17 protein-coding genes and 1 pseudogene are annotated in these 15672 nt (G+C 48.9%); 14 read left to right on the top strand and 4 right to left on the bottom strand.

Annotation, left to right across the window (positions count from 1 at the left end; all coding sequences use genetic code 11):
• The first annotated feature begins 293 nt into the window (after positions 1 to 293).
• From NYR52_RS12680 to NYR52_RS12670, 3 genes are read left to right on the top strand one after another with little or no spacing between them, the layout of a single operon-like run.
• Positions 294 to 878 (top strand): hypothetical protein, encoded by a 585-nt coding sequence (locus tag NYR52_RS12680; protein ID WP_022736802.1) that lies wholly within the window; start codon positions 294 to 296, stop codon positions 876 to 878.
• A 15-nt stretch (positions 879 to 893) separates the two neighbouring features.
• Positions 894 to 1772 (top strand): nucleotidyl transferase AbiEii/AbiGii toxin family protein, encoded by an 879-nt coding sequence (locus tag NYR52_RS12675; RefSeq protein ID WP_022736801.1) that lies wholly within the window; start codon positions 894 to 896, stop codon positions 1770 to 1772.
• A 32-nt stretch (positions 1773 to 1804) separates the two neighbouring features.
• Positions 1805 to 2422 carry a CHAT domain-containing protein gene (locus NYR52_RS12670; protein WP_022736800.1) on the top strand — a complete coding sequence of 206 codons (618 nt, stop codon included), beginning with the start codon at positions 1805 to 1807 and terminating at the stop codon, positions 2420 to 2422.
• A gap of 154 nt (positions 2423 to 2576) precedes the next feature.
• On the opposite strand, the pseudogene NYR52_RS12665 reads toward NYR52_RS12670, so the two are convergent.
• The 3 genes and pseudogenes from NYR52_RS12665 to NYR52_RS12655 all read right to left on the bottom strand — a co-directional run.
• A pseudogene (locus NYR52_RS12665) lies at positions 2577 to 2807 on the bottom strand (manganese catalase family protein); the annotation flags it as partial.
• A 12-nt stretch (positions 2808 to 2819) separates the two neighbouring features.
• Positions 2820 to 3077 (bottom strand): spore coat protein CotJB, encoded by a 258-nt coding sequence (locus NYR52_RS12660; RefSeq protein ID WP_029071875.1) that lies wholly within the window; start codon positions 3075 to 3077, stop codon positions 2820 to 2822.
• Entirely contained in the window at positions 3074 to 3331 is a 258-nt protein-coding gene (locus NYR52_RS12655; protein WP_022736797.1) for a spore coat associated protein CotJA, read from the bottom strand. The genes NYR52_RS12660 and NYR52_RS12655 overlap by 4 nt, the downstream gene beginning before the upstream one ends.
• 345 nt (positions 3332 to 3676) lie before the next feature.
• Here NYR52_RS12655 and deoR point away from each other — a divergent pair, with 345 nt between their 5' ends.
• The 9 genes from deoR to NYR52_RS12610 all read left to right on the top strand — a co-directional run bounded on the left by deoR (position 3677) and on the right by NYR52_RS12610 (position 11914).
• Complete coding sequence (gene deoR, locus NYR52_RS12650) at positions 3677 to 4618, top strand: DNA-binding transcriptional repressor DeoR (protein ID WP_132222737.1); 942 nt, start codon at positions 3677 to 3679, stop codon at positions 4616 to 4618.
• Between the two features lie 310 nt (positions 4619 to 4928).
• A complete protein-coding gene (gene deoC / locus NYR52_RS12645) occupies positions 4929 to 5594 on the top strand; it encodes a deoxyribose-phosphate aldolase (RefSeq protein WP_259435766.1) in 666 nt (221 codons plus the stop codon).
• A 29-nt stretch (positions 5595 to 5623) separates the two neighbouring features.
• Complete coding sequence (locus tag NYR52_RS12640) at positions 5624 to 6019, top strand: cytidine deaminase (protein ID WP_189319056.1); 396 nt, start codon at positions 5624 to 5626, stop codon at positions 6017 to 6019.
• A gap of 78 nt (positions 6020 to 6097) precedes the next feature.
• The gene (locus NYR52_RS12635; RefSeq protein WP_259435765.1) at positions 6098 to 7276 is read left to right on the top strand and encodes a NupC/NupG family nucleoside CNT transporter; all 1179 of its coding nucleotides are present in this window, start codon (positions 6098 to 6100) and stop codon (positions 7274 to 7276) included.
• 184 nt (positions 7277 to 7460) lie between these two features.
• Positions 7461 to 8762 carry a pyrimidine-nucleoside phosphorylase gene (locus NYR52_RS12630; RefSeq protein ID WP_259435764.1) on the top strand — a complete coding sequence of 434 codons (1302 nt, stop codon included), beginning with the start codon at positions 7461 to 7463 and terminating at the stop codon, positions 8760 to 8762.
• Between the two features lie 178 nt (positions 8763 to 8940).
• Positions 8941 to 9156, top strand: coding sequence for an alpha/beta-type small acid-soluble spore protein (locus NYR52_RS12625; RefSeq protein ID WP_022736790.1), 216 nt, complete (start codon positions 8941 to 8943; stop codon positions 9154 to 9156).
• A 136-nt stretch (positions 9157 to 9292) separates the two neighbouring features.
• A complete protein-coding gene (locus tag NYR52_RS12620; protein WP_259435763.1) occupies positions 9293 to 10858 on the top strand; it encodes an acetate--CoA ligase in 1566 nt (521 codons plus the stop codon).
• 65 nt (positions 10859 to 10923) lie between these two features.
• Positions 10924 to 11460 carry a hypothetical protein gene (locus tag NYR52_RS12615; protein WP_022736788.1) on the top strand — a complete coding sequence of 179 codons (537 nt, stop codon included), beginning with the start codon at positions 10924 to 10926 and terminating at the stop codon, positions 11458 to 11460.
• A 124-nt stretch (positions 11461 to 11584) separates the two neighbouring features.
• A complete protein-coding gene (locus NYR52_RS12610) occupies positions 11585 to 11914 on the top strand; it encodes a hypothetical protein (RefSeq protein WP_132222721.1) in 330 nt (109 codons plus the stop codon).
• Here the strand turns inward: NYR52_RS12610 and NYR52_RS12605 are convergent, their stop codons facing one another.
• Positions 11915 to 12289 (bottom strand): hypothetical protein, encoded by a 375-nt coding sequence (locus tag NYR52_RS12605; protein ID WP_259435762.1) that lies wholly within the window; start codon positions 12287 to 12289, stop codon positions 11915 to 11917.
• A 77-nt stretch (positions 12290 to 12366) separates the two neighbouring features.
• Here NYR52_RS12605 and NYR52_RS12600 point away from each other — a divergent pair, with 77 nt between their 5' ends.
• Together NYR52_RS12600 and NYR52_RS12595 are read left to right on the top strand one after the other, a co-directional pair.
• Positions 12367 to 13494 (top strand): S8 family peptidase, encoded by a 1128-nt coding sequence (locus NYR52_RS12600; protein ID WP_158283369.1) that lies wholly within the window; start codon positions 12367 to 12369, stop codon positions 13492 to 13494.
• 199 nt (positions 13495 to 13693) lie between these two features.
• Positions 13694 to 15667, top strand: coding sequence for a peptidoglycan D,D-transpeptidase FtsI family protein (locus NYR52_RS12595; RefSeq protein WP_132222715.1), 1974 nt, complete (start codon positions 13694 to 13696; stop codon positions 15665 to 15667).
• The last annotated feature ends 5 nt before the right edge of the window (positions 15668 to 15672 follow it).

The raw sequence follows: 15672 nt of genomic DNA, 5'->3' as shown, positions 1-15672 counted from the left end.
CTTCTATTTATATTTTTTTGATTTTTTATAAACACATATTAACTAAGTATGCAAGCTGGCAATGTCGTTTCTTTAATCAGTATACCCAGCTTATTTTTTATTTCTCTATTTTTGGCTTTATTTGTCAGAGAACTGCTTGATCATTAGCATTTCATTGACAGTAAAAGACGGCATGGTATCAGGATTTATTTCAATATATGAAAAAGAATGCTAGAATGAAATGATAAACGAACATTTAGTGAGTTGTGCACAATATTGCTTGCTGAATGACAGAAAGGCTTAGGAGTGGGAGCATGGAATTTGAATTTCACATCACCGTGAATGATTTAACACTTGCTGAAAAAGATGCCTTTGTAGAGTTATGCAAATCGGAACAGGTGAAACCGCTCATGATTGTCCTGGATAAAGGAAATTACATCAATCAACCGATGTGTACGGGCGTGATTAAGCGCGCTGATTTCCATGAAGCAAAAAAAGAAATTGACCGCATCGCAAACGTGTTTCAAGAGCACGGGTTTACCGTCATGAGAACAAAAGTGGAGACATCTCCCAATGAAGAAACGTATTTTCACCAACCGCTGACCAAACACACCAAGCCTTATTTTGAGTGGCATGGCAAGGTGGAAGTGGAGGATGTTGCGATGGTGAAGCGTTTATGTGAGGGGTTGGGGGGACACGTTTCCCGGAACTCTTTAAATGCCAATGGCAAAGTGAGATTTATCACTGTCAGAGAATACGAAAGTAAAGAAATATTTTATGATAGAGTCAAGAAGATCCATGCTATTTTGCAAGCGAATGAGATTTCGTTGTTAAAAGAGCAATATGAATTATGCATCTATGACAGCAGAGAAGAGTTAGATAGTGGATGGCTTTCATGAAATGGGGGAATAGCTGTGATTAAACGAGAAGATATAAAAAAGATGGATTATGATGATAGAGAACTAGTTGTGTTAGAGGCGCTGTTGCGAAGAATTGCGTTGGTGAACGAGCCATTTGTGTTGAAAGGCAGCCTGTTGACGAGGCAATACTTGGAGGATCCAGGCATTCGATATGTAGAAGATATCGACTTTTTGTATCTGGGCAAAATTAAAGATACCAACCATGCGAATGAAACATTTACCAACTGGATGATTCAAGTGACGGAAATGGATTTGAACGACGGAATTAAGTTCACCAGCTTTCGGGAGAATGCGTTTTGGAGATACATAGATTATGCCATGGCGGATGACTTTCCGACGATCAATACCGATCTCACTTATGTGTTCACCGATGAGCCGGATGAGTATCATGAGTTGTACCTGGATATCTCGTTTAACTTAGAGATGGACTTAGAGCCCGTTCCGTTGGAGTATCGTCCCGTCTTCGGTGACTCTTTTATTGTTCCGTATTCTGTGCCGCTCTCTATCCAGGTCGCTTGGAAGCTACATCAAACGATTGTGAGACCGCGGTTCAAAGATCTTTATGATTTGAAATATTTGTTATCCCATCCATCCTATGACGACCAGGCGTTGCAAGTCACCTTGCAAACGCTCGTCAACGAATGCAGTATGGATGTCTCCACCACCAAAGCAGACATCAAAAAAGTCCTAGTGGATGATTTACGCGGTTTGTACCCTTCACTATCCAAGGATTATTTCTTGAGTAAATATGCCGCGGGTGAGAACCAAGAAGATTATTTCAACGCATTTGTAGCTGAGTTGCGAAAAATCATGGATCTTGCTGGCATTAACCAGAAGGCGTTTGATCAGTTGCCTGAGCCAACATGTAAATAATGATGGCAGACGGCTTAAAGGAGAGCATGGTTATGTGGAACCCTGTGGATACCCGCTTTTACGCTAAAAAGCTTCCCGTGGCCATCGCCGCCATCGATGATGGTTCGGAAGCCAATTTTATCCGCACATTGCTTGAACAGCTGAACATCGTCACGCTTTTGCATACGATCGGTACGCCGAACGACTTTTTGCAAGTGATCGGTCAGGAAGAAGAGGCGCCTCCGTTTTTGGTCATCAGCGCTCACGGTGACCAAGGGGGATTGATTTTTGGCGAATATATCGATGAGATTGATGTGTCTAGCCTACAGAACGGGGTCATGTATCCTTCGACCATTGCTGAGGCGATTCGCCTGCCAGGTACGGTAGTGATTAATACGGCTTGTTCGGCTGGCGTGAAAGAAGCTGGCGTAGCGTTTATGAAAGGAGAAATTCAGGCGTACATTGCGGCGGATGAGGATGTGACCGGGGAAACGACCGCATTGTTCCTTATGCATTTTTTCCATCAGTTGGTAAATGGGCGCTCGGTAGAAGAAGCGTGGGAACATGCCGCGGCCTATGATGAGGAGAGTCGTTTATACCGGTTGTATCTGCGAGAGGGGATTTATAAAGTAAGGGATGACGGGAAAAAGATACGTATTGAAGGGGAATAAAGCCAACGCCAACAAGTAATATCTATCGCATATGGGATATACCAAAAAAAGCTAGAGGGTAAAACCTCTGGCTTTTTTTTATAACCACATATGGCAAGGCCAACAAGCGCATGCTTTGCTTTTTCGAGTGAAATCTCCATGATGCGACAATTGATTTGTAAACCATGGTGGCGATCATTTCCAAATGGGCAAGCTCCTCCGTGCCGATGTCGGTGAGGAGGCCTTTGACTTTGGCGGGTAGGGTGTACCGTTGATTCAGGTAACGCAAGGCCGCGGCGAGTTCACCGTCGGCTCCGCCGTATTGTTCGATAAGGTATTTGGCCAAGGTGGGGTTGCATTTGCCCACTCTGACCGGGTATTGTAGTTTCTTTTCATAAATCCACATCGTTTCACACCTCTAAATTTCCCAAGGCCAAGGACTTTCATCCCAGCCGCACGGATATTGGTTAAGACTGTGACCGAAATTGGTCAGGGGACCGTATTGCTGCTCGTAGGCGGCCGCCAGTTTGGCCCTCTCTTGCGCATACCAATTGAACTGTTGCAAGGCGTTCATGTCGCCTGGGTGGGTGTCGAGATAAAGATTGAGCTCAACTAAGACGAAATCGATTTCTTGCAACTGTTTTAGCTGTTCAAATTGTTGTTTGCGGTCCATCATTGATCACCTTTATGGCGTTTGGATTTTTTACGGTAAGGACTGTAGAAAATCGGCCACAATGTGCCCCGTTTTAAGGCTTCGTTGGGGGGGAATTGCGGCAGGTCGGGTGGCTGAAAGCCGAGAAATAGGTTGGGTGGCACAACATATGTTTTTTTGCACAGGGGCGGGCAAGGGTCAAACGGGCTGACATAGGGATACCATGTTCGCTCTTGGTTGACAAAAGGATTGGGGTGGTGCCTGTGTGAACGTTCCAAGTGGATCATCCTTTCGCAGTTGCAGAATTCGATGAGGTCTTGGTTTCACTATATGACTGGGCGGTGAGAATATGCTTGTTCAACAGAAAATATCAGGGAGACGTGATGGTTTTTTGTTTCCTGGACAAAGGGATCTCCTTGAGAGTGGATGATGAGCAGATGTGGTATCCACTAGCTGTTAACACACAGCGGCGTGGCTTCATCAATGGATGGCAATCGTGGTAAACTGTGATTGGCAAGTGACAGCAAGCTGGGGTGCGTGGCCGATTTTGTACGTATAGCCGGTGGCACCGGATTGTGGGGAACAGGATAGAGACAGATCAAGTCGCAGGAGGGGGTGAGCTGATGGATCGTGAAAAACAACGGCTAAGCATCGAGGCGGCGAGACTCTATTATTTGTCTGATTACAGCCAGCAGGAAATTGCGGCCAGACTGGGGGTCTCCCGTCCGACGGTTTCCCGGTTGCTTCAGTACGCGAAAGCCCGGGGTTATGTGCGTATCGATATTGTTGATCCGCTGGAGGATTTGGCTTCCCTGGGAAAGGACCTGAAGAAAAAGTACAAGTTGGACGAGGTGTTCATCAGCTATTCGCCGGTGAATGAGTACAAGGAGATCCAGAAGCACATCAGCCGCAAGGCGGCAGAGTATCTTCATGAAACGGTGCAAGATGGGGACATTATCGGGGTGACATGGGGAACGACGATGTACTCCGTCGCACGCAATCTGCAACCGAAGCCGGTTAAAGGAGTAGAGGTTGTCCAGCTAAAAGGGGGAGTTAGTCACTCCCACATCAATACGTATGCCGCGGAGACGGTATATCTGTTCGCTGAGGCGTTTCACACGGTGGCCCGGTATCTTCCGTTGCCCGTCATTTTTGATAGCATTGAGTTAAAGCAATTGGTGGAAAAAGACCGGCACATCCAGCGGATCATCGAGCTGGGCAGACAAGCCAACATTGCTGTGTTCACGGTTGGTACGGTCAAGGAGGATGCGCTGTTGTTCCGTCTCGATTATTTTAGTAAAGAGGAACAGGAATTGTTGCAGCAGATCGGTGCCGGAGATATCTGTTCGCGGTTTTTTGATGCAGAAGGAAAGATCTGCATTGAGGAAATGGACAACCGCACGGTGGGAGTCAATCTCTCTGATTTGCGCAAGAAAGAAAAAGCGATTTTGGTGGCTGGTGGACAAAATAAGTTTGAAGCGATTCACGCTGCCCTGATCGGTAGATACGCCAATATCTTGGTGACAGACCAGTTCACGGCCAAAGCCTTGTTGGAGCATGGATAAAAACCTATATGGGATCACAAAACCTGTCGTAGACTTACGGCAGGTTTTTTATGGTGTGTGCCATGAGTTTTTGTATACAGGTAAAGTGAACCAAATTTCATAAGGTGTTTCACATTTGTTCAAAACGTGCTATGATAGCCATGAACTTAAAAACCAGCTAATAAAATCAGACAAAAATCAATTGGAATGAGAGCGTTCCGACTAAAATATGATAGCGGCTTCAAAAGAGATTCTACACATTTGCCAACGGAGCACTGTTTTTTTGCCGCCTGCGCTTAGCCGGATGCGCTCATATAAAGGAGAGATTCAGATGAATTTAGCCGGCATGATTGACCACACCTTGTTGAAAGCGGATGCGACCCAAGCAGAAATTGCCAAATTGATCGATGAAGCTAAGAAATACCAATTTGCATCGGTCTGTGTTAATCCGACTTGGGTATCTTATGCTGCGGAACAGCTTGCGGGCACACCGGTAAAAGTGTGCACTGTCATCGGGTTTCCACTTGGAGCGACCACTTCGGAAACCAAAGCGTTTGAAGCCAAAGACGCGGTTGCCAAAGGGGCTTCTGAGGTGGACATGGTGATTAACATCGGCGCGTTGAAAGACGGGGATGACAACCGGGTGATGCAAGATATCAAAGCGGTAGTTGACGCTGTCTCGGGCAAAGCGTTGGTGAAAGTGATCATCGAGACGTGTCTTTTGACTGATGAGGAAAAAGTGCGCGCTTGTGAACTGGCAGCGAAAGCGGGCGCAGACTTCGTAAAAACGTCGACCGGATTTTCCACGGGTGGTGCGACGGTAGAAGATGTTGCGTTGATGCGCAAAACGGTTGGTGAACAGTTGGGCGTAAAAGCTTCTGGTGGTGTACGTAGCTTGGACGACATGAAGAAAATGATGGAGGCTGGCGCTACCCGGATCGGAACGAGCTCCGGTGCTAAGATTTTGGAAGGCGGTCAAGCCACTTCTTCTTATTAAACCTTCGTGCCAAGGAGGAACCGACCATGTTGAAACAGCAGCTGATCAAAGAGGCGATTGAGGCTCGCAAGCAGGCCTACACCCCATATTCACATTTTCCGGTGGGCGCCGCGGTGTTGGCTGGCGGCAAGATTTATCGGGGATGCAATATCGAAAACGCTTCTTTTGGTTTGACTAATTGCGCGGAACGCACAGCCTTGTTTAAAGCGATTTCAGATGGCGAGCGCACCATTGAAGCAATCGCCATCGTGGCTGATACTGATGGCCCGGTGTCTCCGTGCGGAGCTTGCCGGCAAGTGTTAGCCGAGTTTTGCGATAAAAACACCAAAATCTATTTAACCAACCTTCACGGCGACACCGAGGAATGGACCATATCTCAGCTGCTTCCGGGCGCTTTTCAGGCCGGAGACATGGAGAGGGATTAATCCGCTGAGCGGTTCCTTCTCTGAAGGAGTTGAAAGCGCTTCAGACTCGGTTGCCCAATCATAGGAGAGGATTTAGTCATGAAATATATTATTGCCATTTTGGGCGTGCTTGTTGTGTTTATCTTGACATATGCGGTAAGTAACAATAGAAAAGAGATCCGTTATAAGCCGCTCTTTATCATGATTGCTTTGCAGATGTTATTCGCTTTTGCCTTGTTGAACACTGGCGCCGGCGAATTCCTCATCAGAGGGTTTGCGTCGGTATTTGAGAAGTTGTTGGCCTATGCGGCTGAAGGGGTTAATTTCGTATTCGGTGGCATGGCTAATGAAGGGCAAATGCCGTTCTTCTTGTCCGTCTTGTTGCCAATCGTATTCATTTCGGCACTGATCGGGATTTTGCAGTATACTAAAATTTTGCCGTTTGTCATCAAGTATATTGGCTTGGTGTTAAGCAAAGTGAACGGAATGGGCAAACTGGAGTCATATAACGCAGTTGCTTCCGCGATTTTGGGGCAGTCTGAAGTGTTCATTTCCGTCAAAAAACAATTCGGGATGTTGCCGAAGCACCGCTTGTATACCATGTGCGCCTCGGCTATGTCCACAGTATCGATGTCGATTGTCGGCGCCTACATGCAAATCATCGATCCAAAGTATGTTGTGACAGCACTTATTCTCAACCTGTTCGGCGGTTTCATCATCGCTTCCATCCTCAATCCATATGCGGTTGCCAAGGAAGAGGATATCCTCGAAGTACAAGATGAAGAAAGACAATCGTTTTTTGAAATGCTCGGGGAATATATTATGGACGGGTTTAAGGTGGCTTTCACTGTTGCGGCGATGCTGATCGGGTTTGTGGCGATCATTGCCATGGTCAATGGGATCTTCATGGGTATTGTTGGGATTTCGTTCCAAGAACTATTGGGGTATGTGTTCGCGCCGATTGCGTTCGTGATGGGCGTGCCATGGCATGAAGCAGTGACTGCAGGGAGCATCATGGCGACGAAGCTGGTGTCCAATGAATTTGTAGCAATGCTTGACCTTAGTAAACAGACGGCGCTATCTGCGCGGACAGTCGGCATTGTGTCTGTGTTCTTGGTTTCATTTGCCAATTTCTCGTCGATTGGTATTATTGCCGGCGCTGTAAAAGGGCTACATGAAAAACAAGGAAACGTGGTTGCCCGCTTCGGCCTGAAATTGCTGTACGGAGCGACGATGGTTAGTGTTTTGTCTGCAACGGTGGCCGGGTTGTTCCTGTGATTTTTGAACTGAGGTAAGACGTCTGACTTAGTGATGGCTTATCACCTGCGGGGGTGTGTCCAGCAAACTTTGTATTGTTTGTATAGACATACCCCGGTTTCCGTGATTTGGTGACAAATCACTTGTGGCGTGGCCGGGTTGGCTTAAAGCGGTTTAAACTGTCTAAAGCGAGGAGAGAATAAAGATGAGAATGGTCGATTTGATTGAGAAAAAACGCGATGGTGGAGAGTTGACCACCGAAGAGATCAATTTCTTTGTCCAAGGGTACACCAGAGGCGAAATACCCGATTATCAAGTTAGTGCCTTAGCTATGGCCATCTATTTCAGAGACATGACAGATCGGGAACGGGCCGATTTGACCATGGCTATGGTACGTTCGGGTGAAACCATCGATCTGTCGGCGATTGAAGGGATCAAGGTGGACAAACATTCCACCGGCGGTGTAGGCGACACAACCACGCTGGTTTTGGCTCCGCTTGTTGCCGCGCTGGACATTCCAGTGGCGAAGATGTCTGGTCGGGGACTAGGTCATACCGGTGGCACGATCGATAAGTTGGAAGCAGTGGAAGGGTTCCATGTTGAGATTAGCAAGGAACAATTCGTGGAGTTGGTGAACAAGCACAAAATCGCGGTGATCGGACAAACCGGCGATTTGACTCCGGCAGACAAGAAGTTATACGCCCTGCGCGATGTGACAGGCACGGTGAGTTCCATCCCCCTTATCGCCAGTTCGATCATGAGCAAAAAAATTGCGGCGGGTGCCGATGCCATTGTGCTTGACGTGAAGACGGGGGCCGGGGCATTTATGAAGACGGTGGAAGACGCCAAAAAATTGGCCCAAGCGATGGTGCGGATCGGTAACAATGTGGGCCGCAAGACGATGGCTGTAATCTCCGACATGAGCCAGCCACTGGGACGAGCTATCGGTAATGCGCTGGAAGTGAAGGAAGCGATTGATACATTGCGTGGGAAAGGGCCTAAGGATTTGGAAGAGCTTTGCTTAGCGCTCGGGCGGCAAATGGTATTTTTAGCCGGCAAAGCCGAATCGCTGGAAGAGGCGGAAGAGTTGATCAGAGGTGTCATACAAAACGGTAAGGCCTTGGAGAAATTTAAAGAGTTTCTTGCCAATCAGGGGGGTGACCCTTCCGTTGTGGATCATCCGGAAAAATTGCCGCAAGCGGCTTATCAAATTGAAGTGCCGGCCAAAACAGACGGCGTAGTCGCGGAGATGATTGCGGATGAGATCGGTACAGCCGCAATGTGGCTTGGTGCGGGCCGGGCAACCAAAGAATCTGAAATCGACTTGGCGGTCGGCCTGGTAATGAACAAAAAAATCGGCGATCCAGTTAAGGCCGGAGAGTCCCTAGTGACCATCCACGCTAACCGGGAGAATGTGGATGATGTGATCGAGAAGCTTTATGCCAGCATCCGCATCGACAAGGAAGCGCAAGCGCCAGTATTGATTCATGACATTGTGACAGAATAACACGCGCCGCAAAGGGCGACGCAAATCATATGGATGAAAGGGTTGCGGATGGCCGCAACCCTTTTTCTTTTGCCTAAGAAACAAGCCTTTGCAGCCCAGTTTATCCATAATTTCCTAGCATGCATTCGGGGCAAACGACGCAATATAAGACCAACAAGACATAAGGAGGTGAAAACACATGGCACAACAAGGACGCAACCGTAGCTCCAACCAACTGCTGGTTGCTGGTGCAGCCCAAGCGATTGATCAAATGAAATTTGAGATCGCACAAGAATTTGGTGTAACCCTGGGTGCTGACACCACTTCCCGCGCTAACGGTTCGGTTGGGGGAGAAATCACCAAACGTCTGGTTTCTTTGGCTCAGCAACAACTGGGTGGTGGCACGAGCTTCTAATAATTGAATAACTGGTTCCCAGTAGCGACCCGCGAGGGTCGCTACTTATTGTGCATTAAAAAGGATTTAACACTCATTTGAAAGAATATTTCTATAGATACCTTTTCTTTGATCTGATCTTTGGGGAGGGAATGGGATGACAATACGTTATAATATTGCTCAGGATATCGACCGACATGCTGCTGTAACTGGAAAGGTCGCGATTCATTGGCGAAATGAGGCAGGGGAAGAAAAACAAATTACATATGCGGAATTAAAGAAAAAATCTGATTCCTTGGCCCGAGGATTGGTTGCTTTGGGGCTCGCCAAAGGGGAGCGGGTGATGATTTTATTGCCGCGCGTGCCGGAAGCGTATATTGCCTATCTGGCTTGCTTAAAAGCGGGATTGGTGTTGTTGCCGGGGTCAGAAATGTTGCGATCCGGTGACATCGCCTACCGCATCCGACATGCTGAAGCCAAAGCGGTGATCGCTGACGCAACCTTGACGGCAGGGGTAGATGAGGCTTTGCGCGAAATTGGAAGCGCTGCCATCCGAATCGTCCACGGCCAAGCACAGGAAGGATGGTTGGCGCTGGATGAATGCACAGGGGATGCCAGCATTGCCTTGCCGGAAACAACAGCGGATGACCCCGCGTTTATCTCATACACTTCCGGGACCACAGGGGGACCCAAAGGAGTGGTTCACCATCACAGCTGGGCAGTTGCCCACCAACAGACGGCTACACAAGCGTGGCTTGGCATTCAAAATGGGGACAAAGTGTGGGCCACGGCGGGACCAGGTTGGGCCAAATGGATTTGGAGCCCGTTCGTTTCCACGCTGGGGGCAGGTGCGACAGCATTTGTTTACCAAGGTTCGTTTCATCCGGAAACCTATCTTCGCTTGCTAGAAGAACAAAAAATCAATGTCTTGTGCTGTACGCCGACGGAATACCGGTTAATGGCCAAGTGCGAGAAGCTCTTGGAGTATCGTCTCCCGACTCTGCGTAGCGCGGTCAGCGCCGGAGAACCGCTGAACAGGGAAGTGATCGATACTTTTCTCAACGCGTTTGGAGTGCAAGTGCGTGATGGCTATGGACAGACCGAGAACACCCTCCTGATTGCCAACTTGACTGGAATGCCGGTGAAGCTGGGCTCGATGGGGAAACCGACTCCCGGCAATCGGATTGCGGTGGTTGATGACGAGGGACAAGAAGTGAAGCAAGGGGAGGTAGGTCATATCGCTGTCCACCGCTCTTCTCCCGCCCTATTTAAAGGATATTATCAAGATCCGGAGCGGACCCAAGCGGCGTTTCGCGGGGATTGGTATCTCACCGGAGACCGAGCCAGAGTGGATGAAGAGGGTTACTTTTGGTTTGAGGGGCGGGCTGATGACATAATTATCAGCTCAGGTTATACGATCGGCCCCTTTGAAGTGGAGGACGCCCTCGTCAAACATCCGGCGGTGAAAGAATGTGCGGTAGTGGCCAGCCCGGATCCCATCAGGGGAACCATTGTCAAAGCATTTGTCGTGTTAAAGGAGAGCGCCATACCTACAGCAGAACTCATTCCCGAATTGCAAGACCATGTCAAAGCGTTGACTGCTCCGTATAAGTATCCGCGCGAGGTGGAATTCGTCACTTCCCTACCGAAAACGGCCAGTGGGAAGATTCGGCGAGTGGAATTGCGGGAATTGGAAAGAAAACGAAAAGGAACGGCTTCTTGAAAAGCGTTTTTTCTCTTCGATATAATAGATGCGATGTGCACGGTTGATCAAAGGAGCTAATGTTGATGAAATCATTTACTCATGGGATGTTGTTCAACTTTCAAGAAGCGGCCAGGGAGATGTTTGCCCGGGACATCAATCGCAAAGTGAACGACTATCTGGCCGCATATCCCCAAAGTTTGTTTGGTACGATTGACTTGGATAGTGAATCGATCTATGTGTACGGCCATCTACGCCAAGCTTCGTTTGATGAGGAGGCGGACCGCTGCGAGTTTGATTATGTAGCGGCCGAGGGGGAGCAGGGAGTGGAATCCTGCTCTTACGAAGAATTACTCATCACCCACGAGGCCGGTTTTGATATTATCGAAGAGGAAGACGGGTCTCCACTTTATTACGACGTGCTGTATGTGACGTTTATGGATGACGCGACCGGGAAAGAAACAACTTATTTCATCGCCGACGAAAAACGGGTGAACCAACCCTTAGCATATGTGGGCGAGTATTGGCGGCAAGTCTCGGAAGTGGCACGCGACATCGATTTCCAGATGTCTGGATGCAGCAAAGTTGATCTCGGCAAGGGCCCATGCGGCGGTGGAAAGTAAATGAAAAGGCAGAAGCTAACAGGCTTCTGCCTTTTTTTGTGGCCTATGGGTGTTTATCGTGCGAATGTGCAGGCGAATTTCATATTACTAAGATAAACGCTGGCGGTTGGTTAGGGGGGAGTGCGTGATGCAGCATACGCAAGCGCTGAAAGCTTTTGCCGATTGGATGAATCAATTAGTGGGAAAGCCGTTCATGGATGAGAGTCAATTGGAGCAGTTCATGTTCAAAGCGATGGAACGTTATCAGAAGCATGGAATACCCGGCTTTATTGAATATATAAGCCAAGTCGTCCATATGCCCATATCGCAAGAAGCGATGATGGGATTGATGAAACAAATGATGACACCAGAAGGCATGCGTGAGATATTGGGCCAATTGAACATGACGCCACCGGCACAGGTCAATGAGCTGATGTTGAAAAGAAAACAGAAGCAACCCCGCCGAGACCGATAATCACCAATGACGCTTTCTCTGTTTTAACACCGTCTGCACGATGTCGCGCATCGCTGGTGAGTTGAACATGTCCATCAAGCTGTTGCCAGTTTGGATTGGTTCTTGTGAGGTTTTGGAGTCGTCCGCTTTCGTTTTCTTTTGCGCCTGAATTTTGTTTAGTTTGGCCAAAGAAGTGATGATTTCTTTTAAAGTTTCTTTGTCCTTGGCGGCAAGATGCAGGGATTGCAGTGCATGGGCAAGATCATCAAGGTGGTTGGTTGTCTTTGAGAGCCGGTTGGTCCATTTTTGGATTGTCGACCAATGGTCTATTGCATTGTCGTCGCTGAGGGACAGTCGCAGTGAATCGTCAGATTGGGGTGGTTTCGCTTTGCTCATTCGTTATCACCCGCTTTGTTTTTTGTATGTACCATATTCAAGGTTTGGGCATTGAGTGCAGATGGGAGTGTGAGATCATGAATGATTCTGATTGGAGGCTCCCTTTCCCATGCAACCAAGCGTCATGCAAGAAGCGGATACGCAAGATCTACTATTTGCGAGATGGCATCCAGTTGGAGCGTTGTTTGAATAATCTGCGCCGTTTGGGTGTGCGGCCGATCCGCTATCTGTCCCAATTGGGCATGGTTATCGGGGAATATCAAGCTCCCGTCGTCCCCACAGAGTCGGTGCCTGATGTAGCTTACACGGAGCCGGATATTCGGCTGACAATCACGGAACCATATGTAGGCACCATGCTGTCGGTCAAGGAGCAAAATTTGCCGTGGGGCGTGCAGATGATTGAAGCGCCCAAAGTTTGGCCCGTCAGCCAGGGGCGAGGAGTGAAAGTAGCGGTCATCGACACGGGGATTTCAGCGGATCATCCGGCGATAAAAGACAATTATCGGGGCGGGGTGAACATTTTGTCCCCTTATTTCGCCCCTCAGGATTACAATGGGCACGGCACCCATGTAGCGGGGATCATCGCCGGCAACGGGGCGGGCTTGGGCATCATCGGGACGGCGCCAAAAACGGAAGTATATGCGGTAAAAGCATTTAACCGCAAGGGTAGCGCCAATTTGTCCGATTTATTGAGCGCCATCAATTGGTGCATTGAAAACGGCATGCAAGTGATTAACATGAGTTTCGGCATGGAAAAATTGAGCGAATCGTTGCGGCAAGCGATTCAGATCGCCCACCGCCGGGGTATTGTGATGGTGGCGGCCACAGGGAACCGGGGCCTCCCGTCAAGCATTGATTTTCCAGCTCGTTACCCAGAGACGATTGCCGTGGCTTCTGTTTCGCGTGAAGGTGTCTTATCTCAATTTAGCAATATGGGCAAAGGCGTGGATCTCGCCGCACCGGGGGAGAGAATTCCGTCGGCGTGGTTAAACGGGGCCAAGCGGGAAATGAGTGGCACTTCCATGGCCGTGCCGCATGTATCCGGCACGATCGCCCTCTTGCTCCAACTAAACCCTTATCTGAATCCTGAGCAAATTCGGTACATTTTGTTGCAGTCGGCGCTGAAGACATCGCGGTTGGAACGGGTGAGCGTGTTGAATTCATACCAAGCGGTGGAGTTTTATCGCAGGTTTTGGAATCGTTAAAAAATGAAAGGGCGGAGCTTTCTCCTGACGGGAAGAGCTCTGCCTGCTCTCCAACCCACTTATTTGGACAAGCCTGTACACTCCGCACAAAATTGTCGCTGGTTGGATGTGGGAATCCCCTCCCTCTTTTTCCTTGTGATGTGATACACTAATAACGAGTTGGAAATGCACTATAGGTTGCAAAGGATTGAGTGGTGGCATGTTTCAAGGCAGACGCAAAACTAGCTCAGCCGGGCTGCTCTCCGGAAGGTTGCACGGATTGTGGCTCATTGTCATCCTGTTGTTCGTTGTATTGATTCTACGCCTTAGCTCGATTCAGCTGGGGGCTGGAGCTGAATACAACCAGTTGGCGGTGGAAAATAATTTTAAGCAAGTGCCGCTGGTTGCATCGCGGGGAAAGATCTATGATCGGAACGGCAACATATTGGTTGAGAACCGTTCTCTGTTCACTGCGATTTACCTCGAACCGGACAGCGATAAAAAGAAAAAACTAGCAACGGCTAAGGAATTGGCCAATGTGTTAAAGATGCCGCTGAAAGATGTGCTGGAAGCGATGGATATCGGCTTGGATGCCAAGGGGAAACCCACCATGCGAAAACAGCCGCCTTACTATCCTAAAAAACTGAAGGACCGCTTGTCCGATGAAGAGATCGTGAAGATTTCGGAAAATCCGGATCGGTTTCCGGGCGTCAACATTTTTTCCGAACCGTTGCGCCAGTATCGGAAGGATAGCATCGCCGTCCAAACGATTGGTTATGTGCGTCCATACGCCGGGGCAAAAACCTCGATGAAGAAGTACAAAGCCTTGGCAGCGCAACCGAATCAAGCGGGTTACTTGGATTGGGAACAAGTGGGGATGGACGGCATCGAATACAGTTATCAAGATGAATTACGAGGAAAAAATGGTTACCGCTTAGTGCGGGTGAACTCGCAAGGGAAATTGGTTGAGGTATTGAAAGAAGTCTCCCCTAAACCGGGCAATGACCTGATAACAACCCTTGACCAGGATATGCAGTTAGAAGCGGAGGCATTTGTAGAGCAACACTTGGCTCGCTTACGCACACAAGCGGGGAACAAACGTGCCCCATATGCCCGCAACGCCTATGCGGTGGCAATGGAAGTAAAAACGGGGAGAATCAGGTCGATGGTTAGCTATCCTGATTACGACCCCAACATCTGGAACGGAAAAGTGGGAAGCGAAGATTATCGGAACCTCAGCTTTGTTATCAATAACGGCACGATCCGAGAGGCGCCATATGATGCCCGGGGATCTGCCTCTCCTCAATCGGAAGTGAAGCGCCACCCATTTTCCGTCTTACCGTCAGGCTCCACTTTTAAACCGTTGACGGTGCTGATGGGCATGATGGAAGGAGTAATTAAACCGACCACCTATTGGCGCGATCCAGGCGCTTTTTATTACGCCAAAGCGACCCCACCAATACGTAACTCAGGTCGTCACAATTACGGCCTGCTTGATCCTGTCAAAGCGATTCAAAAATCGTCTAACACGTTTATGGCTTGGTTGGGAACCAAGTGGTACCGCAGAGACAAGTTGGAAGCCGTCGAAAAGTTTGAGCAGTTGGCCCATGCCTTTGGACTGGGTATCAAGACCGGTGTTCCCTTGCCACGCGAACAAGATGGTTTGGAAGACTACAAGATCATCGCTAAGCGAAATTCGGGTATGGGGGCCATGGCGCTGGCTTCGTTTGGGCAAGCGCAGCGGTATACGGCATTGCAGTTAGCGCAGTATATGCAAACGTTGGGAAACAAAGGAACGCGCTTACGTCCGCAATTGGTTGAAAAAGTGGTGAATCCCACCACCGGGAAGACGAAAGAAATCAAACCGGAAGTGATGCAACGCACCCCGATTAAAGAGAACTACTACCAAACGGTAGTTCGCGGCATGGTACAAGTGACCAAGCCGGGGGGGACCGCGGCGGAACTGTTCAACCATTTGCCGTTTGATGTAGCGGCCAAAACGGGAACATCAGAACAGGACATCCCAGGTCGCGGACGAGTGGAAAATTCGGTGTTCGTCGCTTTCGCCCCTGCGAATGATCCGCAAATCGCCGTGGCCGTGATTGTGCCCGAAGGGGGTTATGGTGCGGTGGCGGCAGGCCCCATCGCCGACCACTTGATTACTTCTTACTATGAGAAGTTCATGAAGAAATGAGGTGG

This window comes from Laceyella sacchari, assembly GCF_024927925.1.
Lineage (GTDB): Bacteria > Bacillota > Bacilli > Thermoactinomycetales > Thermoactinomycetaceae > Laceyella > Laceyella sacchari.
Note: the sequence above shows the minus strand (reverse complement) of the source record. Positions and strands in the feature narration are given on the sequence as shown.